The sequence below is a fragment of the Streptomyces sp. NPDC002779 genome, from assembly GCF_042888685.1.
In the GTDB taxonomy this organism is placed as follows: Bacteria; Actinomycetota; Actinomycetes; order Streptomycetales; family Streptomycetaceae; genus Streptomyces.
Genome location: NZ_JBIAQC010000001.1, coordinates 522,619 through 549,043, shown reverse-complemented (window position 1 = coordinate 549,043; position 26,425 = coordinate 522,619). Strand labels below are relative to the sequence as shown.

General features: G+C 72.1%; 22 protein-coding genes. 12 read left to right on the top strand and 10 right to left on the bottom strand.

Annotated features, from left to right (window positions below; all coding sequences use genetic code 11):
* Positions 1–171: 171 nt before the first annotated feature.
* The 3 genes from ACFYW5_RS02465 to ACFYW5_RS02455 all read left to right on the top strand — a co-directional run bounded on the left by ACFYW5_RS02465 (position 172) and on the right by ACFYW5_RS02455 (position 2,536).
* Positions 172–813: a DUF6758 family protein gene (locus ACFYW5_RS02465; protein WP_389415071.1), complete on the top strand. Its 642-nt coding sequence runs from the start codon at positions 172–174 to the stop codon at positions 811–813.
* Between the two features lie 206 nt (positions 814–1,019).
* Positions 1,020–1,877 carry a PHP domain-containing protein gene (locus tag ACFYW5_RS02460; RefSeq protein WP_389415070.1) on the top strand — a complete coding sequence of 286 codons (858 nt, stop codon included), beginning with the start codon at positions 1,020–1,022 and terminating at the stop codon, positions 1,875–1,877.
* A 53-nt stretch (positions 1,878–1,930) separates the two neighbouring features.
* Positions 1,931–2,536: a MarC family protein gene (locus ACFYW5_RS02455; protein ID WP_389415069.1), complete on the top strand. Its 606-nt coding sequence runs from the start codon at positions 1,931–1,933 to the stop codon at positions 2,534–2,536.
* 81 nt (positions 2,537–2,617) lie between these two features.
* Here the strand turns inward: ACFYW5_RS02455 and ACFYW5_RS02450 are convergent, their stop codons facing one another.
* A complete protein-coding gene (locus ACFYW5_RS02450; RefSeq protein ID WP_202485837.1) occupies positions 2,618–2,770 on the bottom strand; it encodes a hypothetical protein in 153 nt (50 codons plus the stop codon).
* 194 nt (positions 2,771–2,964) lie between these two features.
* Here ACFYW5_RS02450 and ACFYW5_RS02445 point away from each other — a divergent pair, with 194 nt between their 5' ends.
* Positions 2,965–3,855, top strand: a complete 891-nt coding sequence (locus ACFYW5_RS02445) for an NYN domain-containing protein (protein WP_389415068.1) — start codon at positions 2,965–2,967, stop codon at positions 3,853–3,855.
* Between the two features lie 50 nt (positions 3,856–3,905).
* Here ACFYW5_RS02445 and ACFYW5_RS02440 read toward each other — a convergent pair whose 3' ends face one another.
* Both ACFYW5_RS02440 and ACFYW5_RS02435 read right to left on the bottom strand, forming a co-directional pair.
* Entirely contained in the window at positions 3,906–4,763 is an 858-nt protein-coding gene (locus ACFYW5_RS02440; protein WP_389415067.1) for an alpha/beta fold hydrolase, read from the bottom strand.
* A gap of 398 nt (positions 4,764–5,161) precedes the next feature.
* A complete protein-coding gene (locus ACFYW5_RS02435) occupies positions 5,162–7,894 on the bottom strand; it encodes a DEAD/DEAH box helicase (protein ID WP_389415066.1) in 2,733 nt (910 codons plus the stop codon).
* A 491-nt stretch (positions 7,895–8,385) separates the two neighbouring features.
* Here ACFYW5_RS02435 and ACFYW5_RS02430 point away from each other — a divergent pair, with 491 nt between their 5' ends.
* A complete protein-coding gene (locus tag ACFYW5_RS02430) occupies positions 8,386–9,141 on the top strand; it encodes a ferritin-like fold-containing protein (protein WP_389415065.1) in 756 nt (251 codons plus the stop codon).
* Between the two features lie 74 nt (positions 9,142–9,215).
* On the opposite strand, the gene ACFYW5_RS02425 is transcribed toward ACFYW5_RS02430, so the two are convergent.
* The 4 genes from ACFYW5_RS02425 to ACFYW5_RS02410 form a co-directional block, all read right to left on the bottom strand.
* Positions 9,216–9,485: a hypothetical protein gene (locus ACFYW5_RS02425; protein ID WP_389415064.1), complete on the bottom strand. Its 270-nt coding sequence runs from the start codon at positions 9,483–9,485 to the stop codon at positions 9,216–9,218.
* Positions 9,486–9,688: 203 nt separating this feature from the next.
* Positions 9,689–9,916 carry a DUF3107 domain-containing protein gene (locus ACFYW5_RS02420; RefSeq protein ID WP_351979974.1) on the bottom strand — a complete coding sequence of 76 codons (228 nt, stop codon included), beginning with the start codon at positions 9,914–9,916 and terminating at the stop codon, positions 9,689–9,691.
* Positions 9,917–10,051: 135 nt separating this feature from the next.
* Positions 10,052–10,696, bottom strand: coding sequence for a TetR/AcrR family transcriptional regulator (locus tag ACFYW5_RS02415; RefSeq protein ID WP_328873700.1), 645 nt, complete (start codon positions 10,694–10,696; stop codon positions 10,052–10,054).
* 197 nt (positions 10,697–10,893) lie between these two features.
* Positions 10,894–11,118, bottom strand: a complete 225-nt coding sequence (locus ACFYW5_RS02410; protein WP_389415063.1) for a hypothetical protein — start codon at positions 11,116–11,118, stop codon at positions 10,894–10,896.
* Between the two features lie 201 nt (positions 11,119–11,319).
* On the opposite strand from ACFYW5_RS02410, the gene ACFYW5_RS02405 reads away from it, so the two are divergent.
* The 7 genes from ACFYW5_RS02405 to moeZ all read left to right on the top strand — a co-directional run bounded on the left by ACFYW5_RS02405 (position 11,320) and on the right by moeZ (position 20,311).
* On the top strand, positions 11,320–12,390 hold the full coding sequence (locus ACFYW5_RS02405) for an alpha/beta fold hydrolase (protein WP_389415062.1): 1,071 nt from the start codon (positions 11,320–11,322) through the stop codon (positions 12,388–12,390).
* A 7-nt stretch (positions 12,391–12,397) separates the two neighbouring features.
* Positions 12,398–13,846: a DUF3152 domain-containing protein gene (locus ACFYW5_RS02400; RefSeq protein ID WP_389415061.1), complete on the top strand. Its 1,449-nt coding sequence runs from the start codon at positions 12,398–12,400 to the stop codon at positions 13,844–13,846.
* A 190-nt stretch (positions 13,847–14,036) separates the two neighbouring features.
* Entirely contained in the window at positions 14,037–15,749 is a 1,713-nt protein-coding gene (locus tag ACFYW5_RS02395; protein ID WP_389415060.1) for a DUF3492 domain-containing protein, read from the top strand.
* 326 nt (positions 15,750–16,075) lie between these two features.
* Positions 16,076–17,242: a hypothetical protein gene (locus ACFYW5_RS02390; RefSeq protein ID WP_389415059.1), complete on the top strand. Its 1,167-nt coding sequence runs from the start codon at positions 16,076–16,078 to the stop codon at positions 17,240–17,242.
* 130 nt (positions 17,243–17,372) lie between these two features.
* A complete protein-coding gene (locus ACFYW5_RS02385) occupies positions 17,373–18,332 on the top strand; it encodes an NAD-dependent epimerase/dehydratase family protein (protein ID WP_383312041.1) in 960 nt (319 codons plus the stop codon).
* Complete coding sequence (locus ACFYW5_RS02380) at positions 18,320–19,069, top strand: spherulation-specific family 4 protein (RefSeq protein ID WP_389415058.1); 750 nt, start codon at positions 18,320–18,322, stop codon at positions 19,067–19,069. The genes ACFYW5_RS02385 and ACFYW5_RS02380 overlap by 13 nt, the downstream gene beginning before the upstream one ends.
* A 63-nt stretch (positions 19,070–19,132) precedes the next feature.
* Positions 19,133–20,311, top strand: coding sequence for an adenylyltransferase/sulfurtransferase MoeZ (moeZ, locus tag ACFYW5_RS02375; RefSeq protein ID WP_389415057.1), 1,179 nt, complete (start codon positions 19,133–19,135; stop codon positions 20,309–20,311).
* Between the two features lie 62 nt (positions 20,312–20,373).
* On the opposite strand, the gene ACFYW5_RS02370 is transcribed toward moeZ, so the two are convergent.
* The 3 genes from ACFYW5_RS02370 to ACFYW5_RS02360 form a co-directional block, all read right to left on the bottom strand.
* Entirely contained in the window at positions 20,374–21,924 is a 1,551-nt protein-coding gene (locus ACFYW5_RS02370; RefSeq protein ID WP_389415056.1) for an alpha/beta hydrolase, read from the bottom strand.
* A 137-nt stretch (positions 21,925–22,061) separates the two neighbouring features.
* The gene (locus ACFYW5_RS02365) at positions 22,062–23,606 is read right to left on the bottom strand and encodes an alpha/beta hydrolase (protein ID WP_389415055.1); all 1,545 of its coding nucleotides are present in this window, start codon (positions 23,604–23,606) and stop codon (positions 22,062–22,064) included.
* 74 nt (positions 23,607–23,680) lie between these two features.
* Complete coding sequence (locus tag ACFYW5_RS02360) at positions 23,681–26,410, bottom strand: YbhN family protein (protein WP_389415054.1); 2,730 nt, start codon at positions 26,408–26,410, stop codon at positions 23,681–23,683.
* Between the last annotated feature and the right edge of the window lie 15 nt (positions 26,411–26,425).

Here is a 26,425-nt window from a genome sequence, read left to right as displayed (position 1 = left end):
ACCGTCCCCGGCGCGGCGTGCCGGGCCTCCGGCTCCTCCGCCAGCGCCTTCCTGGTGAGCCGGCTGCCCCAATAGATGCTGACTGCATCTAAATCGGGTCGGTCGGCTGCTTCCGCCCGGACGGGTGATCGTCCTTGACGTGGCGCGGAAGGGGTAGGACCGTGGAGCCCTATGAGGGGCGAACCCAGTTGCCCGAAGTGTGGTGGCCGGGTCAGGGCTCCCGGACTCTTCGCCGATTCCTGGCAGTGCGATGTCCACGGCACCGTGCATCCGCTGCAGCCCGTGATCCCGCCCAGCGTCGAGGCTCTCAGCGTCGTCGTGCATCGCACCCAGGTGCCGGTGTGGATGCCGTGGCCCTTGCCGGTCGGATGGCTGTTCACGGGCGTGGCCTGCGCGGGGGACGACCGCAGCGGCGGACGCGCGACGGCGGTCGCCTGCTCCGGTCCCGGACCCCTGGGCGGCCTGGGGGAGCTGATCCTGGTCGCCGAGGAGCTGGGGGTCGGGCTCGGGGCGCGGTACGCGGGGATCGACGGGCCGGACCCGGGGCCGTACATGAACGTCGACAAGCCGGCCCAGGCCAAGGTGCTGGCCGCCGGGCGGCCGACTCCGCTGTGGCATGTCACCAAGACGCCGGACGACCGGGCCGTGTTCGCCGGTGAGGCCCGGGGGCTGTGGCTGTGGGCCGTGGTCTGGCCCGAGCAGACGGGTCTGCTGATGTACGACGAGCTGGTGCTGACGGATCTGCGGGACGCGGGGGCCGAGCTGGACCTGGTGCCGTGCGGGGCGTTGTCGCCGCGCTTGCTGGAGCCCTAAGGGCGCCTCCCGGGGTGGGGGTGCGTGTTTGTTGGGCGGCTGCGGGGCGTCCTTGGCTGGTCGCGCAGTTCCCCGCGCCCCTTTCAGAGGCGTCGCACAGGGCGTTCGTAAGAAGTGAACCTGGGCTGCGGGTGTGACATGAGCGGCTGAATCAGCGGTTATCCTTGGCGTGTCCCCCGTCCGTCCCGGCCCGTTGGAGCACGCGCGTGCGTATCGATCTGCACACTCACTCCACCGCTTCCGACGGCACGGACACGCCTGCCGAGCTGGTGCGCAACGCCGCCGCTGCCGGGCTCGACGTCGTGGCGCTCACCGATCACGACACCACCCGTGGGCACGCCGAGGCCGTCGCGGCACTGCCCGAGGGGCTGACGCTGGTCACCGGTGCCGAACTGTCCTGCCGCCTCGACGGGATCAGCATGCACATGCTGGCCTACCTCTTCGATCCCGAGGAGCCGGCGCTGCTCGCCGAGCGTGAGCTGGTGCGGGACGACCGGGTGCCGCGTGCCCAGGGGATGGTCGCCAGGCTGAACGAGCTGGGTGTGCCGGTGACGTGGGAGCAGGTCCTGCGGATCGCCGGGGACGGCTCCGTCGGGCGCCCGCACGTCGCCTCCGCGCTCGTCGAGCTCGGGGTCGTGCCGACCGTGGGTGACGCCTTCACCCAGGACTGGCTGGCCGACGGCGGACGGGCCTTCGTGGCCAAGCACGAGACGGATCCCTTCGAGGCGATCCGGCTGATCAAGGGCGCGGGCGGAGTCGCCGTGTTCGCACACCCGGCGGCCGCCAAGCGAGGCCGTACGGTCCCCGAGTCGGCCATCGCGGAGCTCGCCGCGGCCGGACTCGACGGCATCGAGGTCGACCACATGGACCACGACCCGGACACCCGGGCGCGGCTGCGCGGCCTCGCCAAGGAGCTCGGTCTGCTGATGACCGGCTCCAGCGACTACCACGGCAGCCGCAAGACCTGTGTGCTCGGCGAGTACACGACCGACCCCGAGGTCTACGGCGAGATCACGCGGCGCGCGACGGGGGCGTTCCCGGTTCCGGGGACCGGCGGAGCCTGAGACACCTCCTCCCTCGTCCATCACGTTCGCTTCTTCGCAAGGCCTCTTCACTGATGTTCGACGTCGCCGTCTTCGGCTCACTCTTTCTGACCCTTTTTGTCATCATGGATCCCCCTGGGATCACCCCGATCTTCCTCGCGCTGACCTCGGGCCGTCCGGCCAAGGTGCAGCGGCGGATGGCGTTCCAGGCCGTCTGCGTGGCCGGCGGCGTGATCACCGTCTTCGGGGTCCTCGGCCACCAGATCCTCGCCTATCTGCATGTGTCCGTGCCCGCGCTGATGATCGCGGGCGGGCTGCTGCTCCTGCTCATCGCCCTGGACCTGCTCACCGGCAAGACGGACGAGCCGAAGCAGACCAAGGACGTCAACGTCGCCCTCGTGCCGCTCGGCATGCCGCTGCTGGCGGGCCCCGGTGCGATCGTGTCCGTCATCCTGGCCGTGCAGAAGGCCGACAGCGTGACCATGCAGGTCTCGGTGTGGACGGCGATCCTCGCCATCCATGTCGTGCTGTGGCTGGTGATGCGGTACTCGCTGCTGATCATCCGGGTCATCAAGGACGGTGGCGTGGTGCTGGTGACCCGGCTCGCGGGCATGATGCTCTCCGCGATCGCCGTACAGCAGATCATCAACGGCGTCACACAGGTGATCCAGGGCTCCTGAACCCCTCGGCACAGCGCAGAGCCCCCGTACGGCATCGGTGCCGTGCGGGGGCTCTGAAGCGTCAGCGGTGATCCGCGTCTGTTACGAGGCCGTGGTGTCGGCCGGGCGGATCCACAGGCGCTGCCCGATGGCGGCTGCCTGCTGCACGATCCGGTTGACGGAGGCGGCGTCCACGACGGTGCTGTCCACGGTCGTGCCGTCGACCTCGTCGAGTCGCATGATCTCGAAGCGCATGGCTTCTCCCTTCGTCTGGTCATCCTCCTGAGGAGAATTGCTGTGTACGTAGATAGTCAACGGCTTGTTTGTTACAAACATTCCCTACGCTAAAGAAATTTTTCGAACGGCTAATTACTGACCGGTAAGCGGCACGGCCGGGACCGAGCGGGACCGGTTGTGTTCGCAGCGTGACCGCCGGGACAATGGAGGCGATGAACGACGACCTCACGGCGCTCGGCGCCCGTATCGACCGCACCAACGAGTTGCTTCAGCGCATGCTCGCCGAGGTGGCGAAGACACCCTCGACCCATGCGATCTTCGTCGACGCGGGCTATCTGTACGCCGCCGCGGGCCGGCTCGTCGCCGGGACCGAGGACCGGCGCGCTTTCGACCTGGACACCGAGGGGCTGATCGAGGCGCTCATCGACCGGGCCCGGACGATCTTCGCGGACAGCAGACTGCTCCGCGTCTACTGGTACGACGGCGCCCGGCGCCGCATCCATACCGCCGAGCAGCAGTCGATCGCCGAACTGCCGGACGTCAAGGTGCGGCTCGGCAACCTCAACTCCAGCAACCAGCAGAAGGGCGTCGACTCCCTGATCCGCACCGACCTGGAGTCCCTCGCCCGGCACCGCGCCATCAGCGACGCCGCCCTCCTCGGCGGCGACGAGGACCTGGTCTCCGCGGTGGAGGCGGCGCAGGGGTACGGCGCCCGGGTCCATCTGTGGGGCATCGAGGCGCCGGAGGGGCGCAACCAGGCCGAGCCGCTGCTCTGGGAGGTCGACAGCCAGCGCACCCTCGACCTCGACTTCTTCAAGCCGTACGTCTCCCGGCGCACGGCCGCCTCCGAGGGGACCGCGGCCCGGCCCACCCGCGAGGACGTCCGTTTCGTGGGCGCCCAGATCGCGGCGAAGTGGCTGGCGGCACGGGGCAGGGAGGCTCTGGTGGAACTGCTCCCCGGGCACCCCTATCTGCCGGGCTCCGTCGACCAGGACCTGCTGGTGGAGGCGGAGGGGATGCTCCAGTACTCCCTGCGCGGCCAGGCGGACCTGCGGCGGGCGCTGCGGGACGGGTTCTGGGGGCATCTCCAGGCGCAGTACTAGGCAGGCCCTCCCGACTGGATCATCCGGCGTCGCGGGGTCTGATACGCGGGCTAACCGTCGCCGTCCCAGAAGTCGGCGAGGGCCTGGGCGGTGGCGAAGGGCTGTTCGGCGTTGGGGGAGTGCTCGGCGCCGGGGACGACGGTGCGGCGGGCGTGCAGCCGTAGCGCCATGTCGTCGAGGAGCGGGACCGGCCAGGTGTCGTCCTTCTCGCCCGACAGCACATGGAACGGCAGCGGTACGGCGGCCAGTTCGGCGACCCTGTCCGGCTCGGTGCACAACTGGTGCCCGGTGGCGGCGAGTTGGGCGGGCTTGGTGCCGAGCCAGCGGCGGCGCAGATGCTCGGGCCCGCCGATCCCGCGGGCCGGTCCGCCGACCTCCTCGGGCGGCCCCATGGCCAGGATCGCCTCCCACACCTCCGGCATCGTCATCACGGCGAGCGCGTCGCGGAGCAGCTTGACGCGCTGCTGCTGGGACACGGAGATCTCGGCGGGGCCCGACGCGACGAGCGTCAACGACCGGAAGGGGGAGGGGTCGAGGAGCACGGCGGCCCGGGCGATCTGGCCGCCGAGGGAGTGCCCGAGCAGATGGACGGGGGCGCCGACGGCTTCCGCCTGCGCGAGGACGTCTTGCGCCAACTCCTCTTGCGCGTATGCGGATTCGTCGTCCGCAGGGCCGTCCGACTCGTACTGTCCCCGACCGTCCACGGCCACGCTCCGGTATCCGCGTGCGGCGAGCGGCGCGTGCAGGAGGGTGAAGTCCTCCTTGCTGCCGGTGAAGCCGGGGAGCAGGAGGGCGACACCCCGCGCTTCCACTCCGGGGGATACGGGGGAGTCGATTACGGCGAAGTCTCCGCGGGGGGTGTGCAGGGGGTAGGCGCGGGGGGTGGGGGGAGGAGCGGGGGTGGTCACGGGGGCGAGGGTAGCGGGGTGGGGGGGGCGGGGACTGTCGTGGGTGGGGCGGGGCTCCGTCGGATGTGTGGCGGGCTCCGTCGGGTGTGGGGCGGGGCTCCTGCGCGGGGCGGACCGCGTTTGTCGCGGCCTGGGGCGGGGTCCTGCCGGGGTGGGCGTGCGTCCCTATGGGGGTGGGGCGGTGCTCCGTCGTGGGTGGGGCAGGGTTGCGTCGGGTTTGGGGTGGGCTCCTGCCCGGGGGGGGCCTGCGCCCTTATGGGGGGCGGGGTCGTGGGTGCGGCGAGGTTCTCACCGTGCTGGGGCAGGGGCCCTGCGCGGGCGGGTTGGGCCCACCGGCACTGGGGAAAGCGAACGGCCCGGTCCCACCTGGGGTGGGGCCGGGCCGTTCTGGTCGGAGATCAGCTCTCCGTGGGCTCTGCGGCGACCGTCGCCTTGCGCGTGCGGCGGGCCCTGGGCTTCGCCTCGGCGACCTCCGCGGTCTCCGTGGCCTGGGCCGGGATCACGGCCGTCTCGGCTGCCTTGCGGGTACGGCGTGCCTTGGGCTTGGCCTCGGCGGTGTCGACCGCCGCTTCCGCCGTCTTGCGGGTCCGGCGGCGCGGGGCCGTCGGCTCCTCGGCGGTGTCGACCACCGTCTCCGCCGTCTTGCGGGTGCGGCGCGGCTTGGCTTCGGCGGCTGCCTCCGGCTCGGACGCCGTTTCGGCGGCCTTGCGGGTGCGGCGGACCTTGGGCTTGGCCTCGGTGGCCTCCGCGGTGTCGAGCGCCGCTTCCGCCGTCTTGCGGGTCCGGCGGCGCGGGGCCGTCGGCTCCTCGGCGGCCTGGGCCGGGATCTCGGCCGGCTCGGCGGTCTTGCGGGTGCGGCGTGCCTTGGGCTTGGCCTCGGCGGTTTCGGCGGTGTCGACCGCGGCCTCCGCCGTAGCCGTCGCCTTGCGGGTCCGACGGGGCTTGGCCTCGGTGGCCTCCGCGGTGTCGACCGCCGCTTCCGCGGCCTTGCGGGTGCGGCGCGGGCTCGCCTCGGTGGTCGCCTCCGGCTCGGGCGCCGTGGCCGTCGCCTTGCGGGTACGGCGTGCCTTGGCCTCGGTGGCCTCGGCGGTGTCGAGCGCCGCTTCCGCCGTCTTGCGGGTCCGGCGGCGCGGGGCCGCCGGCTCCTCGGCGGTGTCGACTGCCGCCTCCGCCGCCTTGCGGGTGCGGGGCTCGGCCTCGGCCGTCTCGACCGCGGTCTCCGCCGCAGCCGTTGTCTTGCGGGTCCGGCGGGGCTTCGTCACCTCGGTCGTCTCGGCGGTGTCAACTGCGGCCTCGGCGGCTGCCGTTGCCTTGCGAGTGCGGCGGGGCTTGGCCTCGGTCGTCTCGGCGGTGTCAACTACCGCCTCTGCGGCCGCCGTTGCCTTGCGGGTCCGGCGGGCCTTCGGCTCGGTCGCCTCCGCCGTGTCGACCGCGGCCTCGGCGGCCGGCTCGGCCGTCTTGCGGGTGCGTCGGCGCGGCTTGGTGGCCTCCGGCTCGGGCGCCGTGGTCTCGGCGAGCGGTGCGGGGGTCTCCACGACCGTCTGCTCCGCCGAAGTCACCGTCGGCTGCGCGGACTTGCGGGTACGGCGGCGACGCGGCTCGGCCGGGGCCTCGGCGGTCGCCTCCGCCGTGTCGAGCGCGGCTTCCGCCGGCTCCGCCACGGCGGACGTGGCCGGCGCCGACTCCGGCGCTGCCCCGCCGCGGGTGCGGCGACGGCGGCGCGGGGTGCGGGCCGCAGTCTCCTCGGCGGCCGGGACCGCCTCGGGAACGTCCGTGGCGGACGGGGCGGGAGCCGCGGCCGGGTCCAGGGCCGTTCCGCCGCGGGTACGGCGGCGACGGCGCGGCGTACGGGCCTGACGCTCGCGCTCGGCGGAACGGGACTCGCCCCGGCCGTCACCGCGGCCCCCTCGACCACCCCGGTCACGCGCACCGCGACCGCCGGTCTCGCCGAGGTCCTCGACCTCCTCCGCCGCCAGCCCGGCGCGCGTACGCTCCGCGCGCGGCAGGACGCCCTTGGTGCCGGCGGGGATGCTCAGCTCCTCGAAGAGGTGCGGGGACGTGGAGTACGTCTCCGGCGGGTCGTTGAACCCGAGGTCCAGCGCCTTGTTGATGAGCTGCCAGCGCGGGATGTCGTCCCAGTCGACGAGGGTGATCGCGATGCCCTTGGCGCCCGCGCGGCCGGTACGGCCGATGCGGTGCAGGTACGTCTTCTCGTCCTCGGGGGACTGGTAGTTGATGACGTGCGTGACGCCCTCGACGTCGATGCCGCGAGCGGCGACGTCGGTGCAGACGAGCACGTCCACCTTGCCGTTGCGGAAGGCGCGCAGCGCCTGCTCGCGGGCGCCCTGGCCGAGGTCGCCGTGGACCGCGCCGGAGGCGAAGCCACGCTGCTGCAACTGGTCGGCGAGGTCCGCCGCGGTCCGCTTCGTACGGCAGAAGACCATCGCGAGACCGCGGCCGTCGGCCTGCAGTATCCGCGCGACCATCTCGGGCTTGTCCATGTTGTGCGCGCGGTAGATGTACTGCGCGGTGTTCGCGACGGTCGCGCCCTCGTCGTCCGGTGCCGTGGCCCGGATGTGGGTGGGCTGCGACATGTAGCGGCGCGCGAGGCCGATGACCGCGCCCGGCATGGTCGCCGAGAACAGCATGGTCTGGCGGCGGGCCGGCAGCATGTTGATGATCTTCTCGACGTCGGGCAGAAAGCCCAGGTCGAGCATCTCGTCGGCCTCGTCGAGGACGAGCGCCTTGACGTGCTTGAGGTTGAGCTTCTTCTGGCCCGCGAGGTCCAGCAGCCGGCCCGGGGTGCCGACGATGACGTCGACGCCCTTCTTCAGGGCCTCGACCTGAGGCTCGTAGGCGCGGCCGCCGTAGATCGCGAGAACGCGGACGTTACGCACCTTGCCGGCGGTCAGCAGGTCGTTGGTGACCTGCGTGCACAGCTCGCGGGTGGGGACCACGACGAGCGCCTGCGGGGCGTCGGTGAGGTCCTCGGGCTTGGCGCGCCCGGCCTCCACGTCGGCGGGAACGGTGACGCGCTCCAGCAGCGGCAGGCCGAAGCCCAGCGTCTTGCCGGTGCCGGTCTTGGCCTGGCCGATGACGTCGGAGCCCGAGAGGGCCACGGGGAGCGTCATCTCCTGGATGGGGAAGGGGTTGATGATGCCGACGGCTTCGAGGGCCTCGGCCGTCTCGGTGAGAATCCCGAGATCGCGGAAAGTCGTAGTCAGGGTGCTGCCTCTTCTGTGTGCGCGGTGCGAGGCGAGCGCGGGGGTCTTTGACGGACCGTGCCGGGGACGTCGGCTGCCATACGGTCGGGCCGTAAGGCACGGGACCACTGCCGACGCTCTAGCGCTCGTACCGCTGAGGGTGTCCCCCCGGGAATCCGTACGCACTGTGCCGTACGGACGAGGGGCTGTCGGGTCGGAGCCGATCGGGCCACCGACCGGGCATCCTCATACGTGCGGCCTGGAGAGACAGCGTCGAATTGCGTCGACGTACTCAGCAGGCGCATTACCACCATACCCCGGAATCGCGCACATGCGATGGCCGAATTGGTCACGTAGTCGTCGTCACAGTGATTGACCAGGGACTTCCCCCGTGCGACGAGCGAGCTATTGTGCGCTGCATGACCACCTCTGACAAGCCTGACCCCGCCACGGACAGCTCGGAAGCCCCCGTCGAACACACCGGCGTCGCCGCCCAGGACTGGGCGACCGCTTCCGCCGACCCGCAGTACCGCGCCGCGGTCGTGGACCTGCTCGGCGCGCTCGCGTACGGGGAGCTGGCGGCGTTCGAACGGCTCGCGGAGGACGCCAAGCTGGCGCCGACGCTGGCGGACAAGGCGGAGCTGGCGAAGATGGCGTCGGCCGAGTTCCACCACTTCGAGCGGTTGCGCGACCGGCTGACGTCGATCGGTGAGGAGCCGACCCGGGCGATGGAGCCGTTCGTCGCCGCGCTGGACGGCTTCCACAAGCAGACGGCGCCGTCGGACTGGCTGGAGGGGCTCGTCAAGGCCTACGTCGGTGACTCGATCGCCAGCGACTTCTACCGGGAGGTCGCGGCCCGGCTCGACTCGGACACCCGGGAGCTGGTCCTCGGCGTGCTGGACGACACGGGGCACGCCGGGTTCGCGGTGGAGAAGGTGCGGGCCGCCATCGACGCCGAACCCCGCGTGGGCGGACGGCTCGCCCTGTGGGCGCGGCGCCTCATGGGCGAGGCCCTGTCGCAGTCCCAGCGGGTGGTCGCCGACCGGGACGCGCTGTCGACGATGCTGGTCGGCGGAGTGGCGGACGGGTTCGACCTCGCTGAGGTCGGCCGGATGTTCTCCCGGATCACCGAGGCGCACACGAAGCGGATGGCCGCGCTGGGCCTGGCGGCGTAGCGCTCCGGGGGCCGGTGGTTGCGCGGCTCGGCCGGGGGGCTTGCCGCGCGAATCCCCGCGCCCCTAAAGCTCGTTCACGCCGTCGCCCTGCGGCCCAGTCTTCCCCCGGACGGGCGCAGGAGCAGCGACAGGGACGCTGTGGAAACCGCGGCCGCCCCCGCCAGGATCAGCAGCAGATTCCCCAGATCCAGTGCCGTGTGCGTGACGAAGGCGCCGAAGAGGGCGCCGGCCACACCGGTCGGCAGGACCAGGGTGCGGGCGGGCAGACGGTGGGGCAGGCGGTGCGCCGCAGCCCATGCCAGGGCCAGGCCGAGGATGGCGGAGCTCAGCGCTTCCAAGAGCATGTTGGGGTCCCTCCCACATGGCCGGCCTGCTCGAAACGGTCGTAGCCCCTCATTACCCCTGACCTGCGGAATCCAATCCTCCCCTGTGTGCGGCCTGTGCTCCATTCGTGAAGGAGAGCGGGTGGGGGAGCAGTGGAGGAACGACGGAGGAACGACGGAGGGCCCGGCGGTTTCGACACCGCCGGGCCCTCCTGTGCAGCTGCTTACAGCGCGCCGAAGCCCACCTTGCGGGGGGCCGGCTCGCCGAGCTCGACGTACGCGAGACGGTCGGCCGGGACGAGGACCTTGCGGCCGTGCTCGTCCACGAGGCTCAGCAGCGCCGACTTGCCGGCCAGCGCCTCGGACACCGCCTGCTCGACCTCCTCGGCGGTCTGACCGCTCTCCAGAACGATCTCGCGGGGCGCGTGCTGCACGCCGATCTTGACCTCCACGGCTATGTCCCTCCGACGGTCAGTGAAGTGCGCGACCTAACGCGCCGTACCCAGCACACATTAGCCCGGTGAGGGGACGTCCACGCTCCGCGCAAGAACGCCAGGAGCGAACAGCGGCCGGGAACATCCGGTCCCTCAGTGGTGCTGGTCGGTGCCGTGCAGCGGGAACCCCGCGATGCCCCGCCAGGCGAGCGAGGTCAGCAGCTGCACGGCCTGGTCGCGCGGGACACTGCGGTCGCTGTGCAGCCAGGAGCGGGCCACGACCTGGGCGAGGCCGCCGAGCCCGGAGGCCAGCAGCATCGACTCGGCGCGCGAGAGGCCCGTGTCCTCCGCGATGACGTCGCAGATCGCCTCCGCGCACTCATTGGTGACCTTGTCGACGCGCTCGCGGACCGCGGGCTCGTTGGTCAGGTCCGACTCGAACACCAGCCGGAAGGCGCCGCCGTCGTCCTCGACATAGGCGAAGTACGCGTCCATCGTCGCCCGTACGCGCTGCTTGTTGTCGGTCGTCGACGCGAGCGCGTGGCGCACGGACTGGATCAGGGACTCGCAGTGCTGGTCCAGCAGGGCGAGATAGAGGTCCAGCTTGCCCGGGAAGTGCTGGTAGAGCACCGGCTTGCTGACCCCGGCGCGCTCGGCGATGTCGTCCATGGCGGCCGCGTGGTAGCCCTGCGCCACGAAGACCTCCTGCGCGGCGCCCAGCAGCTGATTCCGACGGGCACGGCGCGGCAGGCGCGTACCTCGTGGGCGTGCCGCCTCTGTTTGCTCGATGGCTGTCACGCCGCCTCCCAATGTCGTCCACATGCGGTGTGCGCCGCGCCGCCATCGTACTTTTCGGTAACCCTGCTGTGCGCGGTGCGAGCGCAGAATTTCACGGACCGGACGGTGACGAAAGCCGTGCGGAAGGTTTCGAACTGGGGTGAGCGGGGCAAAAATCTCCCTCCCTCCTGTTCAGTGGCCCCTCGGGACATCGTCCGTCACCGATAGTCGTCCTCGTCGAGCGAGACGACCCGGGCCTGTTCCGCCAGGTCGGCGACGTTGGCGCGGTCCTGGGCGGCGTCGTCGAGCGGATCGTCGCGCTCGGGGGCGATGGCGGCCTGCTGCTCGGCCGCGTCGGCCACGGGGGCCTCGACGTCGAACTCCTGGCCTTCCTGGGCGTCCGCGTCCTCGAAGGTCTCGGGATCGCTGGGGTCTACGGCCATGGTGGGCTCCCTTCCTATGAACGTCCCTGAGAGAAGCAGGGGCCACACGGGTGCCCTCTGTACGAGCCTAGGAGACACCCGATTCGGACGCTATGCGATCCGTGTCCGGGCGGCAGGGCCGGCGGCCCGGGCGGAACACTGCTGCACTCTTGTGATGGCGAACACATGAACCAGTGCGTGATCGTCTCGTAACATTGCCGCATGTCTTCGACCGAGCTGCCGTCCGCCAGTCCGGCGGCCAACGTACTGCCGAAGGTGTCGCCCGTCAGGGTCGCGGAGGGCGAACGGCTGCGATCGGTCGGGCTGCCGGGCATCACGCTCACGGTGCGGTCCAGACCACCGGCGCGGACGGGACTGCCGCCCGCGTTGTTCGTGCACGGGCTCGGCGGCTCCTCCCAGAACTGGTCGGAGCTGATGCAGGTGCTGGAGGCGGACGTCGACGGCGAGGCCGTGGACCTGCCCGGCTTCGGCGACTCCCCACCGCCGGACGACGGCGACTACTCGATCACCGCCCACGCGCGGGCGGTCATCCGCTACCTCGACGCCTCGGGGCGCGGGCCCGTGCACCTCTTCGGGAACTCGCTCGGCGGCGCGATCGCCACGCGCGTCTCCGCCGTACGACCCGATCTCGTCCGTACGCTGACGCTCGTGTCCCCCGCCCTCCCGGAGCTCCGAGTCCAGCGCACCGCGGTGCCCACCGCGCTGCTCGCGCTGCCGGGCGTGGTCACCCTCTTCACCCGGCTCACCAAGGAGTGGTCCGCGGAGCAGCGAGTGCGCGGCGTCATGGGCCTTTGCTACGGCGATCCCGCGCGCGTGACCGACGAGGGGTTCCGCAACGCCGTCCAGGAGATGGAGCGGCGGCTGCAACTGCCGTACTTCTGGGACGCGATGGCGCGCTCCGCGCGCGGGATCGTCAATGCCTACACGCTCGGCGGCCAGCACGCCCTGTGGCGCCAGGCCGAGCGTGTCCTCGCCCCGACGCTCCTCATCTACGGCGGCCGGGACCAGCTCGTCGGCTACCGCATGGCCCAGCGGGCGGCCCGCGCCTTCCGCCGCTCCCGGCTGCTGACCCTGCCGGAGGCGGGGCACGTGGCGATGATGGAGTACCCGGACCTGGTGGCCCGGGCCTTCCGTGAACTCGTCGCCGACGCCGCGTCGGGGCAGGTGGCGTCCAGCGAGCCGGACGAGGGCTATGCGGCTTCGGGCGCACCGGCCCCCAACGCACCCGCCGCGCACGGTGGCGGGGCCCTGACCGAGACCTCGGGGAGCTGAGGCGCGGGTGGGACGCCACAGTCGGCGGGGGCCCGCGCCCAAGGGGGACGCGGCGGACAGAGCGGGACGGCGGGGGGCTCCCCGGGGGGCCGAGGGGACGCCGGCTCACGGGACTCCGGTGCATGGGACTCCGGCTCACGGGACGCCGGTGCGTGGGGTGCCGCGGTTCCCTGAGGGGACCCCTGCGCATGGATTTCCGCGGCTTCCTGATGGGACTCCGGCTCACGGGACGCCGGTGCATGGGGGGCCACGGTTCCCTGACGGGACTCCTGCGCATGGTTTTCCGCGGCTTCCCGACGGGACCCCGGCTCATGGTGTGCCGCGCTATCCCGACGGCACGCCCGCGCATGGCGTCCCTCCGGTCCGCGGTGGGCATCCCGAGCAGCGTGAAGCCGGGGGTGGCTGGGGGGAGGTGCGGAGCGGCTCCGTCCCGAGCGAGGCCGGAATACCACAGCAGCGCCCCCCGCACCTGCGGCGTGGGCCCCGCCAGGACTACGTCGACGCCTTCGACGAGGACACCGACGTCTTCACCCCCCGGACCTCCGCCGACCCGTACGCCTCGGTCACCGACTGGTCCGCCGACGTCGGCGTGCCGAGCGAGCCGGACGTCGCGCACCCGCCGCCGACCGGTGAACCCGCGTCCGGCAAGGGCTCCAAGGGGCGTGCCTTCGCCGGTATCGCGGCCGCCGCCGTCACCACCGTGCTCGCGGTCGTGGTCGCCGGGCAGGTCACGGACCGGCGCCAGGACCCCGACGTACAGGCGCAGTCCGCCACCGACCAGGCGCGGCACGCGCGGGACTCCGCCTCGCGAGGGGACGGACGGCCGACGCCGAAGGGACCGGCGGCGGCGCCGCCGCTGACGTACGAGCAGCGGATGGGCAAGACGTACCCGCTCAGCGCCACGCTCGACGGGTCGGGCGAGTTCGACGCCGTCAAGGGCATCGACAAGGCGCCCGGCATCGGGCAGAAGTTCACCTACCGCGTGGACGTGGAGAAGGGGCTCGGCCTGGACGGCGAGCTGTTCGCGCAGGCCGTGCAGAAGACGCTGAACGACGACCGGAGCTGGGCGCACAACGGCGCGCGCACCTTCGAGCGCGTCCACTCCGGCGAGCCCGACTTCGTGATCACGCTCGCCAGCCCGGGCACGACCGCGGATTGGTGTGCCAAGTCGGGCCTGGACACCACCGTGGACAACGTGTCCTGCGACTCGGCAGCCACCGAGCGCGTGATGATCAACGCCTATCGGTGGGCGCAGGGCTCGAAGACCTACGGCGACCGGATCCACGCCTACCGGCAGATGCTGATCAACCACGAGGTCGGCCACCGGCTCGGCTTCCACCACGTGACCTGCGACAAGGACGGCGATCTCGCCCCTGTCATGCAGCAGCAGACCAAGTTCCTCGACCACGACGGCATCAGCTGCCGCCCCAACCCTTGGGCTTACCCCGGCGCCTGACAGTGCGTAACCGTTCGATGTCTTAGCGCGACGGAACGCTACCCGCACAGGAAAGTTACGACCGTTCACCCCTTTTGGTGGCGCGATGGACAACCGTCCGTCGCGCCACCGCCTTGTCCGCATACGTTCGTCCCGCTGCGAGCCGCCGGGTCAACGGCGGCTCCCCTTAAGGGAGATCGGGGGTGCACTCGTGCGCATCGGACTGCTTACGGAGGGTGGCTATCCGTATGTGAGCGGTGACGCCAGGCTCTGGAGCGACCGGCTCGTGCGCGGGCTCGGGCAGCACGAGTTCGACGTCTACGCGCTCAGCCGCAGCGAGCGCCAGGAGGACGAGGGCTGGGTCCCGCTGCCGCCGCAGGTCAGGCGGGTGCGGACGGCCCCGCTGTGGAGCGCGAAGAGCGACGGGGTGGTGTACAGGCGGCGCGCGCGCCGGCGCTTCGCCGAGCACTACGGTGCGCTGGCCGCGGTGCTGTGTGCCGGAGCCGAGCCCCAGGACGGTGCGTCCGAGGGCCCGTCGGATGATGTGGCGGACCGTTTCGGCAACGCGCTGTACGGGCTCGCTGAACTGGCCCGCGACGAGGGCGGGGGCGGTCTGGCGGGCGCACTCCGCTCCGAGACCGCCGTACGCGCCCTGGAGCGCGCCTGCCGTGCGCCGGGCGCTCTCCGCACGGCGCGCGAGGCGCGCGTCCCCGATCTGCTCAGCGTCGCCGCCCACCTGGAGCGCGCACTGCGCCCCCTCTCGCTCGACTGGTACGACGACCAAGGGCTCGGCTCGGTCGACCTGTGCCACGCCGCTTCCGGCGGCCCGGCGGCGCTGCCCGGGCTGCTCGCGCGGCACTTCTCGGGCGTACCCCTGCTGGTGACCGAGTACGGCGTGCGCCTGCGTACGCACTACCTCGCCGCCACCGACGCCCCGCCCGCCGTACGAGCGCTGCTCGCCGCCTTCCACGGCTGGCTCGCGGCCGAGATCTACGGCCGGGCCGAGATCGTCACGCCCGGCAACGCCCACGCCCGCCGCTGGCAGGAGCACTGCGGCGCCGACCGCGCCAAACTGCGCACCGTCTACCCCGGCATGGACGCCTCCCGCTTCGCTGAGGCCGGCGAGGCCCCGGAGCGCGCGGACCGGGACACGCTCGTGTGGGTCGGCCGCGTGGAGCCCGCGAAGGACCTGGTCTCCCTGCTCCACGCCTTCGCCGAGATCCGCAAGGAGGAGCCGAAGACGCGGCTACGGATCGTCGGCGCCCCGGCCGGTTCCGAGGGTGCGGCCTATCTCGGCCACTGCAAGGCGCTGGCCGCGCAGCTCTTCCCCGATGAGGCGGACGGACTGCACGCCGTCGGCGACAACCCCGTCTCCTTCGAGGAGATCGGCGGCCCCGAAGTGCCCGCGCTCGCCGACGCGTACGCCGCGGGGGCCGTGACCGTGCTGTCCAGCGTCGTCGAGGGGTTCCCGATCAGTCTCGTCGAGGCCATGTTCTGCGGTCGCGCGACCGTGTCCACGGACGTGGGCGCGGTGACGGAGGTCATCGGTGGCACCGGGCTCGTCGTCCCGCCGCGCAACCCCAGGGCGCTCGCCGAGGCGTGCGTGGCGCTGCTGCGCGAGCCCGAGCGGCGTGAGCGCCTGGGCGCCGCCGCACGCGCGCGTGCCCTCGAACTGTTCACGGTCGAGCAGAACATCGCGGCATTTCACGGCATTTACCTGGAGATCGTCGCGCGCTGTCCGGTCCGCCGCGTCGTCCTCGACGAGACCGGCGAACCCCTGCCGTTCGCCGTCCCGGCCGAGGCCCATGTCCCCGGCCGCTGGAACGGCCCCGCCGCACGGCTCGGGGCCCGCGGCGGACCCGGCTGGGCGGCGGGACCGCCCGTCCGGGCGACCGCGCGGGTGGCCGCGGAGGGGGCGCGATGACCGGGCTCGGCGGACTGGACCGCCCCGGGAGACCGACCAGCCCGGGAGGCTGGGACGCACGGTCGCGGGACTCGCTGGGGGCGGGGACGGATGTGCGGGGGGTATCGGAACCGGGCGTGGCGGGGGGCGATGGGCTGAGGAGCGGCGTGGCTGGGTCCGGTGTGCTCGGGACTGGCGTGGCTGGGTCCGATGTGCTGGGAAGCGGCGTACCCGGGACCGGCGTGCTCGATACCGGCGTACCGGCAGCCGATGTGCTGGGAAGCGGCGTACCGGGGACCGGCGTGCTCGATACCGGCGTACCGGCAGCCGATGTGCTGGAAGCCGGCGTGCTGGAAACCGATGCCTTGGAAACCGGAGTGCCGGGAGTCGGGGAGACCGGCTGGGCGCCAGTGTCGGAGCGCCGCCCCCGCCGCACCGGCGTCGATCCCGTCAAGGCGCTGATGCACCGGCACCGCGAGCTGTGCGAACGGGCCGTGGACCCGCTGGAGATCGCCGCGGGCCTAGAGGCGCACGGCGTCACCGACCGCACCGCGGCACGCTTCCGTCACCGGGACGTCTTCTCCCTGGCCGAGGAGATGTACGCGCGCATGCCCCGCGACGGGGACGCGCCGGCGCGCCTCACGACCCCGAGCACCCCCCGGGTCCGGGCCGACTGGGTCGTCCTCGCGCTGCTCCCCGGGGCGTTGTGCGCGGCAGCGGTGACCGCCCTGCGGCTCGCCGAGGGTCAGGCGCGCCTGATCGTCGCCGTCGTGGGCGTCCTGGCCGTGGCCGTGGTGCTGCGCGTCGCCGTGTCCCGCGGCCCGCTGCGGGTCGCCGACCGCACCCAGCGCCCCACCGCGGCGTGGATGTGCTGGCTGACCGGCTACGCGGCCCTCGGCGACGGACTGCTCGGCGCGGCCCTCGCCGACGGCCCCGCGACCCTGCCCACCGGCTCCCCGGACGGCGCCTGGCCGCTGGCCGTCACCGGTGTCCTCGCCCTCACGCTCTCCTTCGCCCCCGCGGCCTGGTGCGCCCACCTCTTCACCGTCCGCGCCCGCCGCAGACTCGCGGCCAGCCGGGGCCTGGAGGAGTACGCCACCTCCGTACAGCCCCTGCTCCTCGGCACGTTCGCCCTGTACCTGGCCTCCCTCACCGCCCTCGCGGCCCTGACCGGCGCCGCCCTGGACGAGCCCGCGGCCCATCCCCACGTCCTCACGCTGGGCGCCCTCCTGCTGCTCGCCCGGCTCCTCGCCGCCCACGGCTTCACCCACGCCCCCGCGGTGGTCCTCGGCGCCGCCGCGACCGCCGAGGCGCTGGCCCTCGCCTCGGTGTTCCTCGCCCGCCTCCCCGGCTGCGGCTTCCTGGCCACCCCCGTGGAGTCCCTCGCCACGGCCTGGGGACCGGGCGCCGTCCCCGCGCTCGTCTGCGGCGCGGGCGCCCTGACCCTGCTCATCCACTCCTCCCGCACCCTGACCCGGGCCTCGGCCCACGCCACGCCGGACGCGCCGTGCTGACGCGCCGGCCGCGAGCGAACGCGCATTCCCCCCACGCGCGAAGGCCGCCCAAGGCACCGCACCATCCCTCCGAAGGAGAACCGCACATGATCACCTCCCGACCCGAACCCTCGGCCACGGGAGCCGCGCGATGAGAGTCCTGCTGATCGGAGCCAACGGCTACCTCGGCCGCTTCGTCGCCGACCGCCTGCTCGCCGACCCCGCCGTCCAGCTCACCGCCCTCGGCCGCGGCGACGACGCCGACGTCCGCTTCGACCTCGCGTCCGGCAGCCCCGGCGCCCTCACCCGCTTCCTCGACGCGGTCCACCCGGGCGTCGTCATCAACTGCGCCGGCGCCACCCGGGGCGGCGCCCGGGAACTGACCCGCCACAACACCGTCGCCGTCGCCACCGTCTGCGAGGCCCTGCGCCGCAGCGGCTGCGGCGCCCGTCTGGTGCAGATCGGCTGCGGTGCCGAGTACGGCCCCAGCCAGCCCGGCTCCTCCACCGCCGAGGACGCCGTCCCGCGCCCCGGCGGCCCGTACGGCGTGAGCAAACTCGCCGCCACCGAACTCGTCCTCGGCTCCGGCCTGGACGCCGTGGTGCTGCGCGTCTTCTCACCGGCCGGCCCCGGCACCCCCGCCGGATCGCCGCTCGGCCGGCTCGCGGAGGCCATGCGCCGCGCGATGCAGTCCGGCGACGGTGAGCTGAAGCTCGGCGGGCTCGGCGCCCAGCGCGACTTCGTCGACGTACGCGATGTCGCCCGCGCCGTGCACGCGGCCTCCCTCTCCGCCGCCCAGGGCGTCATCAACATCGGCTCCGGCCGCGCGGTCCGCCTGCGCGACGCCGCCGCGGTCCTCGCCCGCGTGGCCGGATACGGCGGCGCCCTCCACGAACTCGACGGCCCCCCGGGACCGCTGCGGGCGACCATCGGACACCCCCGCTCCGAATCGGACCACGCGGCCCCCGTCGCGTACCCGTACCCGGACGGCTGCGGCAGCTGGCAGCAGGCCGACGTGCGCACCGCACGCGACCGGCTCGGCTGGCGGCCCCGGATCAACCTCGAAGAGTCCCTCGCCGACATCTGGATGGAGGCGGCATGCCGCATCTGACCAGCACCACATCCGGCACCGCCCACACCGACCTGCGCACCGGGCTCGGTGTCCCCGGCCTCGCCCACCCCCTCGTCGCTCCGGCCGAGTGGGCCGAACTGGTCCGCCCCGGCACCCCCGTCCACTGGGCCGCGCTCGACGTGGCCGACGGTCCCGGCAGCCGCCCCGACCCGCACTGCCTCGCCGCTGCGGCTCGGCTGCGCAACGCCGGTGTCCGGCTCCTCGGGCGCCTGGACAGCACCTACGGCGCCCGCTCCTTCGGGGAGGTGATCTCCGAGGCCCACCGCTATCTCGACTGGTACCAGGTCGACGGCTTCCTGCTGGACCGCTGTCCCACGGAGCGGACGGCGCTCCCGGAGATCCGGCGCACGGCCACCACCCTGCGGGCGCTGCGCGACGACGCCCATATCGTCCTCGGCCACGGCACCCACCCGTACCCCGGCTACGCCGAGCACGCCGACCAGCTGGTCACCTTCTCCGGCCCCTGGAGCGATTACCGCTGGTCGCAGGTGGCGGAGTGGACCGCCGACTACCCCGCCGACCGTTTCTGCCACTTCGTCCACGGAGTGCCCCACGGCCACCTGGCGGAGGCGCTGCGCATCGCCCGCTGGCAGGGCGCCGCCACCCTCTGGTTCACCGACCGCACCGACCGCGGCGGAAACACCGACCCCTGGGCCACCCTGCCCGGCTACTGGGACGACATCGTCTCGCGGATCGGAACAGGTGTCTCGGAATGAAAAAGGCCATGGCACTGTTACGGAGAGAACAACCGTAGTGATGAACCGACCAACGGAGCCCCCGTGTCGCTGCCACCCCTGGTCGAGCCAGCTCCTGAGCTCACCGTAGACGAGGTCCGCAGGTACTCCCGCCACCTGATCATTCCCGACGTGGGCATGGACGGGCAGAAGCGGCTGAAGAACGCCAAGGTGCTCTGTGTGGGCGCCGGCGGCCTGGGCTCGCCGGCGCTGATGTACCTGGCCGCCGCGGGCGTCGGCACCCTCGGCATCGTGGAGTTCGACGAGGTCGACGAGTCGAACCTGCAGCGCCAGATCATCCACAGCCAGGCGGACATCGGCCGCTCCAAGGCCGAGTCCGCGCGCGATTCCGTGCTGGGCATCAACCCGTACGTGAACGTGGTCCTTCACGAGGAGCGGCTCGAGGCCGACAACGTGATGGACATCTTCAGCCAGTACGACCTCATCGTCGACGGCACCGACAACTTCGCCACCCGTTACCTGGTGAACGACGCCTGCGTGCTGCTGAACAAGCCGTACGTATGGGGCTCGATCTACCGGTTCGACGGTCAGGCCTCGGTGTTCTGGTCCGAGCACGGCCCCTGCTACCGCTGCCTCTACCCGGAGCCCCCGCCGCCGGGCATGGTCCCCTCCTGCGCCGAGGGCGGCGTGCTGGGCGTGCTGTGCGCGTCCATCGGCTCCATCCAGGTCACCGAGGCCATCAAGGTCCTCACCGGCACCGGTGAGCCGCTGGTCGGCCGGCTGATGATCTACGACGCCCTGGAGATGCAGTACCGCCAGGTGAAGGTCCGCAAGGACCCCGACTGCGCGATCTGCGGCGAGAACCCGACCGTCACCGAGCTGATCGACTACGAGGCCTTCTGCGGCGTCGTCTCCGAGGAGGCCCAGGAAGCGGCCGCCGGCTCGACGATCACTCCCAAGCAGCTCAAGGAGTGGATCGACGACGGCGAGAACATCGAGATCATCGACGTCCGCGAGATCAACGAGTACGAGATCGTCTCCATCCCGGGCGCCAAGCTGATCCCGAAGAACGAGTTCCTCATGGGCACCGCCCTTGAGGGCCTCCCGCAGGACAAGAAGATCGTCCTGCACTGCAAGACGGGTGTCCGCAGTGCGGAAGTCCTCGCGGTCCTGAAGTCCGCGGGCTTCTCCGACGCGGTCCACGTCGGCGGCGGCGTGATCGGCTGGGTCAACCAGATCGAACCGGAGAAGCCGGTCTACTGACCTTCCTTCTCCGTCACGGCGGGGGCTCCGGACGCCCAGGGTGTCCGGGGCCCCCGCCGTCGTCATGAGCAGACCTTGCCGTCCTTCGGGACGGTGCCCGACAGCAGGTAGCCGTCCACCGTGGAGTCGACGCAGTCGCTGCCGCTGCCGTAGGCACCGTGGCCCTCGCCCTTCCAGGTGAGCACCACGCCGACACCCTCGCCGAGTTCGTCCGCCATCTTCCGGGCGCCCTCGTACGGGGTCGCCGGGTCGCCGGTGTTGCCGATCACCAGGACAGGCTCCGCACCCGGCGCACTCACCTCCGGGTCGTCGTGCTGTCCGGGCACCGGCCACTCGTGGCACCAGCCGGCCGTGTCCCAGCCAAGGAACGTCCCGAACACGGGCGAGATCTTCTCGAACTCGGGCAGCAGCTTCTTCGTCTGTGCGACGGTCGGCCGCTGCTTGGCGTCCAAGCACGATATGACCCGCTGCGAGTGGGTCGTCGTGCCGTAGCTCCCCGAGGCGTCCCGCTCGTTGTAGCTGTCGGCGAGCGTCAGCAGCTCCGAGCCGTCGCCTGCCTCCGCGGCTTCCAGTGCGCTGGTCAGCGTCGGCCAGTAGGACTCGTCGTACAGCGGCAGCACGATGCCGGTGACGGCCAGCGTCTGGGTCAGCTTCCGCTTCGACGACGTAGGCAGCGGGTTCGCGTCGATCCGCTCCAGCAGATCCGCGATTTTCCGCGAGCCCTCCTCGGGGTCCTGCCTGGTGGACTTCAGGTAGTTGTTCAGCGCCCGCTGGAAGCCCCGGGCCTGGTTCTTGGCGTGGTCCACGGTGTCGGCGCTCGGGTCGACCACGGCGTCGAGGACCAGCCGCCCCACGTTCTCCGGGAACAAGTGGGCGTAGACACCGCCGAGTTCGGTGCCGTAGGAGATGCCGAAGTAGTGCAGCTCGGCGTCGCCGAGGACCTGGCGCATCAGGTCCATGTCGCGGGCGGTGTCGGTGGTCGACACATGGGACATCAGCTTCCCGGCCGACTTGGCGCAGCCCTTGCCGAAGTCGGCGGCGTCCTTCAGGTACGCCCTCTCCTCGGCCGCGGTGTCCGGAGTGGCGTCCAACGCCTCGGCGGCCTGGATCTCCTTGTCACCGCGGCAGCGCACCCCCTCGCTGGCGGCGACCCCGCGCGGGTCGAAGCTCACCAGGTCGTAGCGCTTGTGCAGCGTGGGCACGGTCGAGCTGTAGTACGGCATCATCGAGATGCCGGAGCCGCCGGGCCCGCCGAAGTTGAACAGCAGCGAGCCGATGCGGTCGTCCCCGGTCGCCTTGGAGCGGATCAGGTCGACCCCGATCGTCTCCCCCTCCGGCTCGGCCCAGTCCAGCGGCACCTCGAGCGTCGCGCACCGCCAGTCGCCGCCCGGCGCCGCCGAGTCCTCGGTGGCCTCGCACTCCTCCCAGTCCAGCTTCTGGGAGGTCAGGGAGGCCGGCAGCGGCGCCGCGGAGCCGGAGGAAGGAGCCGACGGTGTCGTGCTGCCGGTCTCCTCGCCCTTGCTGTCGCTGTCCCCGTCGCTCCCCGAGCTGCAGCCCGTGACCAGGAGCGCGGTGGCGGCGGTCAGCGCCGCCCACCGTACGAAACGCGCCATGTGCACTACCCCCCTCGCAGGCCGTCCGCACCGTGCGGCGGATGGCGGTCAAGCCATAGTAGGCGGAGTGCCCCAGACCCGCTCCAGCCTGTGGATAACCTTCTGACCTGGGAGTTTGTGCAGGGCGGGTGGTGATTTCAGGAGCAGACGGTCCCGGTCGCGGGCACCTTTCCGTCCAGCAGGTAGCCGTCCACCGCGCTCTGCACACACTTGTTCTTGGAGTCGTAGGCGCCGTGCCCCTGACCCTTGTACGTCAGCTCGACACCCACGCCCGGGCCGAGCGCCCGCACCATCTTCCGTGCCCCCTCGTACGGCGTGGCCGGGTCGCCGGTGTTGCCCACCACGAGGATCGGCGCCGACCCCGGCGCGCTCACGTCGGGGTGGTCGGCGGCACCGGCCACGGCCCAGTCGGTGCAGGAGACCATGCCCCAGGCCAGGAAGTCGCCGAACAGCTCGGAGGCGGCCCGGAACTCGGGCAGCTTCGACCGCACGTACTCGGCGGTGTAGCGCGGCTTGTCGTCGGCGCAGTTGATGGACACGTTGGCCGCGGTGATGTTGCTGTACTCGCTGTTCTCGCTGCGGCCGTTCATCGAGTCGGACAGCAGCATCAGGATCCGGCCGTCACCGTCGTACGCCTGTTGCAGTCCCTCGGTGAGGTACTCCCAGAAGTCCGGTGAGTACAGCGCCTGCGCGATGCCGTTGGTCGCGGCGGTCTGGGTCAGGTCGCGCGGGAAGATGCCCGGCAGCGGCTTTGCGTCGAGGTCCGCCAGCAGCTTGGCGATGCGGTCCTTCACGTCCTGCGCGCTGTCCCCGATCGGGCAGTCCTCGACCTTCGAGGTGCAGTCCTCGGCGAAGTTGTCGAGCGCCAGCTGAAACCCCTTGGCCTGGCCCAGCGAGCCCTGCTCTGGGTTCTGCGTCGGGTCGACGACCGCGTCGAAGACGGCACGGCCGACGCGCTTGGGGAACAGGTGCGCGTACACGCCGCCGAGTTCGGTGCCGTAGGAGATGCCGAAGTAGTGCAGCTTGGCGTCGCCGAGGACCTGGCGCATCAGGTCCAGGTCGCGGGCGGCGTCGGTGGTGCGCACCCGCGGCAGCATCTTCTCGGAGTTCTTCTCGCAGGCCGCGTTGAACTCCTTGGTGTTGTCCAGCAGCTCGGTGCGCTCCGCGGCGTCGTCCGGGGTGCCGTCCTGCTGGAAGTAGGCGTCGAGCTGCTGGTCGTCCTGGCATCGCACGGGGGCGCTGCGGCCGACCCCGCGCGGGTCGAAGCTGACCAGGTCGTACCGGGTGCGCAGTTTCGCGTAGTCCTGGCCGAAGGCGGGCAGGGTGGTGACGCCCGAGCCGCCGGGCCCGCCGAAGTTGAACAGCAGCGAGCCGATGCGCTTGCCCTTGTCGCCGCTGGCCTCCGCGCGGATCAGCGCGAGACCGATCGTGTCGCCCGAGGGCTCGTCCCAGTCCAGAGGGGCCTTCAGGGTGGCGCACTGCCACTCGTCGCCGTTGGGCAGCGGAGAGGGGGCGGCGCCGCCGCCTTCCGCCCGGGAGGGGGCCGGGCAGTCCTTCCAGCTCAGCTTCTGGGCCGTCAGATCCTCGTCCGTGGAGTCGTCCCCGCATCCCGCCAGCAGCGAGGACAGCAGCACGGCGGAGGCGGTCAGGACGGCGGCCCGCAGGCGGGAGGGGTTCGGCATGATCCCATCCTGCGGTCGCGCACGACGGGACGCTCGGGGCACGGTCCGTACGAGGTACGGGGGCAGGGGGCGTGCTAGAGCGCGCCCTTGCGGGTGAGGTGGTTGAAGGCGAGCCAGCCCGGCAGGACGGGCAGCCACAGGGTGAGCAGCCGGAACAGCAGCACTGAGGGGGCGGCGACCTCGCTGGGCAGGCCGACGGCGATCAGGCCGACCGTCAGGGTCGCCTCGACCGCTCCCACACCGCCCGGCGTCGGGGCGGCGGAGCCGAGCGCGTTGCCCGCCAGGAAGACCACGGCGACGCTGGCGATGCTGATGGACGTCTGCTCGTTGCCGAACGCGCGGATCGAGGCGTCCAGGCACATCACGAAGCACGCCGTCAGCAGCAGCATCCCGCCGATGCCCGTGATCAGCTTCTGGGGCCGCTGGAGCACATCGAGCATGCGCGGCACCACGCCCGCGAAAAGCGACCGCACGCGCGTGACGACGAATTTCCGCAGGAACGGCACCGAGGTCACCACGAGCACCAGCACCGCGACGGTCAGCAGCCCCGCGATGACCGTCCGGGACGGCGACAGCGACGGTGTCTTCTCCGTACCGGTCAGATAGCCGAAGGACAGCAGCATCAGGATGTGGCAGCCGAGCCCGAACAACTGCGACGCGCCCACACTCGCCACCGCCAGCCCCGGCCGCACGCCCGCGCGTTGCAGGAACCGGGTGTTGAGGGCGACCCCGCCGACCGCGGCCGGCGCGACGATCTTCACGAAGGATCCGGCGACCTGCGCCCCCACCGTGCGGATGAACGGCACCCGCTCCGGCACGAACCCGAGCAGCGCCATCGCCGCCGCGAAGTAGCTGGCCGCGGAGAACAGCACGGCCGCGGCGACCCAGCCCCATTCGGCGTTGGCGACGAGCGGACCGAACTCGATGTGGGTGAGCTGCGTCAGCAGGAAGTACGCGGCGATGGCACCGGCGATGAAGCTGATCAGGGTGCGCGGCCGGACCCGCTCCAGCCGGGCCGGCTCGACCGGGGCCTGCGGCCTGATCCGCAGTACCTCGTGCCGGATCTGGGTGAGCAGGTCCTCTTCGCGCGCTTCCTCGATGGCCTCGCCGATGGCCCGCTTCTCGGCCCGCTCCTGAGCGCGTACGGCCTTCTTGGGGGCCTTCTCCAGGATGACGGGCCCGGCTTCCTCGGCGGCGGCTTCCACGCGCGCGTGCTTGGCCTGCCGGGAGGCCTCCAGGACCGCCTCGCGCTCGCGCTCCGCCCGCTCCCGGGCGAGCCTGCGCAGCGTCGCGCGCGTGGAGCGCGTCAGCGCGATGGGCTGGAGCATCGGCAGGCAGTCGGCCACGGCGTCGGGGCCGAGGACGCCGACCGCCGAGGCGACGGCGCGTTCGGCGCCCACCCGGAGGCCGAGCGTGGTCACGAGCTGGGCGATGTCCATGCGGAGCAGCAGCTCGCCGGCCGCGATCTCACCGCCGCGCAGATCGGTGAGGATCACCGTGCCGGAACGATCCACCAGAATCGCGTCACCCGCGAGCCTGCGGTGCGCGATGCGCCGGGACTGCAGCGCCTGTACCTGGTGCCAGGTGTTGCGCAGGAGGTCGTCGGTGATCTCCTCGTCGGCGAGGGAGTCCAGGGTGCGTCCGCCGCTGTGCTCGTAGACCAGCATCACCGCGTCGGGGCCGAGCTCGGAGGTCGCGATCAGCTTGGGCGCGTTCGCACCGGCCGCGATGGCCGCGTAGGCGAGCAGCGCCTCCTGCTCCAGCGCCTGGCGCAGCGACTGCAGGCTGCGGCGGGTGGCGAAGCCGCGCAGCGTCAGATTGCGCCACACGCGGTAGAAGAAGCCCTGTGCCTGCTGTTCACGGTCGACGACCGTGACGTCCAGCGGCGGGCCGTCCTCCAGGGTGACGAAGTACCGTCGGCCGCGGTCGCCGCTGTCGCTGTGGTCCGCGGTCTCGTCCCGGGCCGCGCTCACGGGATGGAAGCCGACGGTCCGCAGGCCCGCCATCAGCGTCCGGCCGGTGGGACGGACGTTGGGCGAGCCGACCGCGTACAGCGTGCCGTAGGCCACGCTCCAGCCGATCAGCACCGTGAGGATGATCGAGAACGGGGTGGTGTACCCGGTGACGAGCATCGAGAAGGCGTCCAGCAGCAGCACGATCCACAGCACTGCGCGCCACCGCGGCCGGCGGGACATGCCGACCGCGGTCATGTACGCGATGACCGGGGCCAGATAGCCGTGCACCGGGTCGGTGAGGGCGTTGAGGTCGCCGGGGGAGGGCTGGGTGAGCGCCTCCTGGATCGAGTCGGGGGCGGCCTGGGCGACCCAGAGGTCGGTGGCGAGCGTCACACCGTGCGCGAGGACCGCGGCGAGCACGCCGTCGGCGATCCGCAGCCCGTCGCGCTTGATCAGCCGTTCGATCGCGAAGGCCACCGGCACCAGCAGGATCGCGATGCTGGAGGCCAGTCCCGCGATCTTGATGAGTAGGTCGGGCGCCTGTCCGGTGCCCTTGCTGATGTCCTGTTCGAGCCCCGAGGTGGTGCCGTGCGCGAACGCGGCGATGGCGATCAGCACGGCCACCGCGAGGACGCCCACCAGCAGCCGCATGAGGTCGGAGGGGCGGTGCACGCGCGCGGGGAGCAGCGGTTCGTCGCCCTCCACCTCGTCGGCGTGCACCTCGTCGTGCGCGGCGGGCCCGTCGGCGTCGTTCGTGGCGGCGCCCTTCCTGGCGTCGGCGGTGTCCGGGCGCGACGAAGCCTCAGAGGTGCTCTCCGCATCCTCAGGGTGCACACCCTGCTGCTTCATCGACTCTTCTTGATC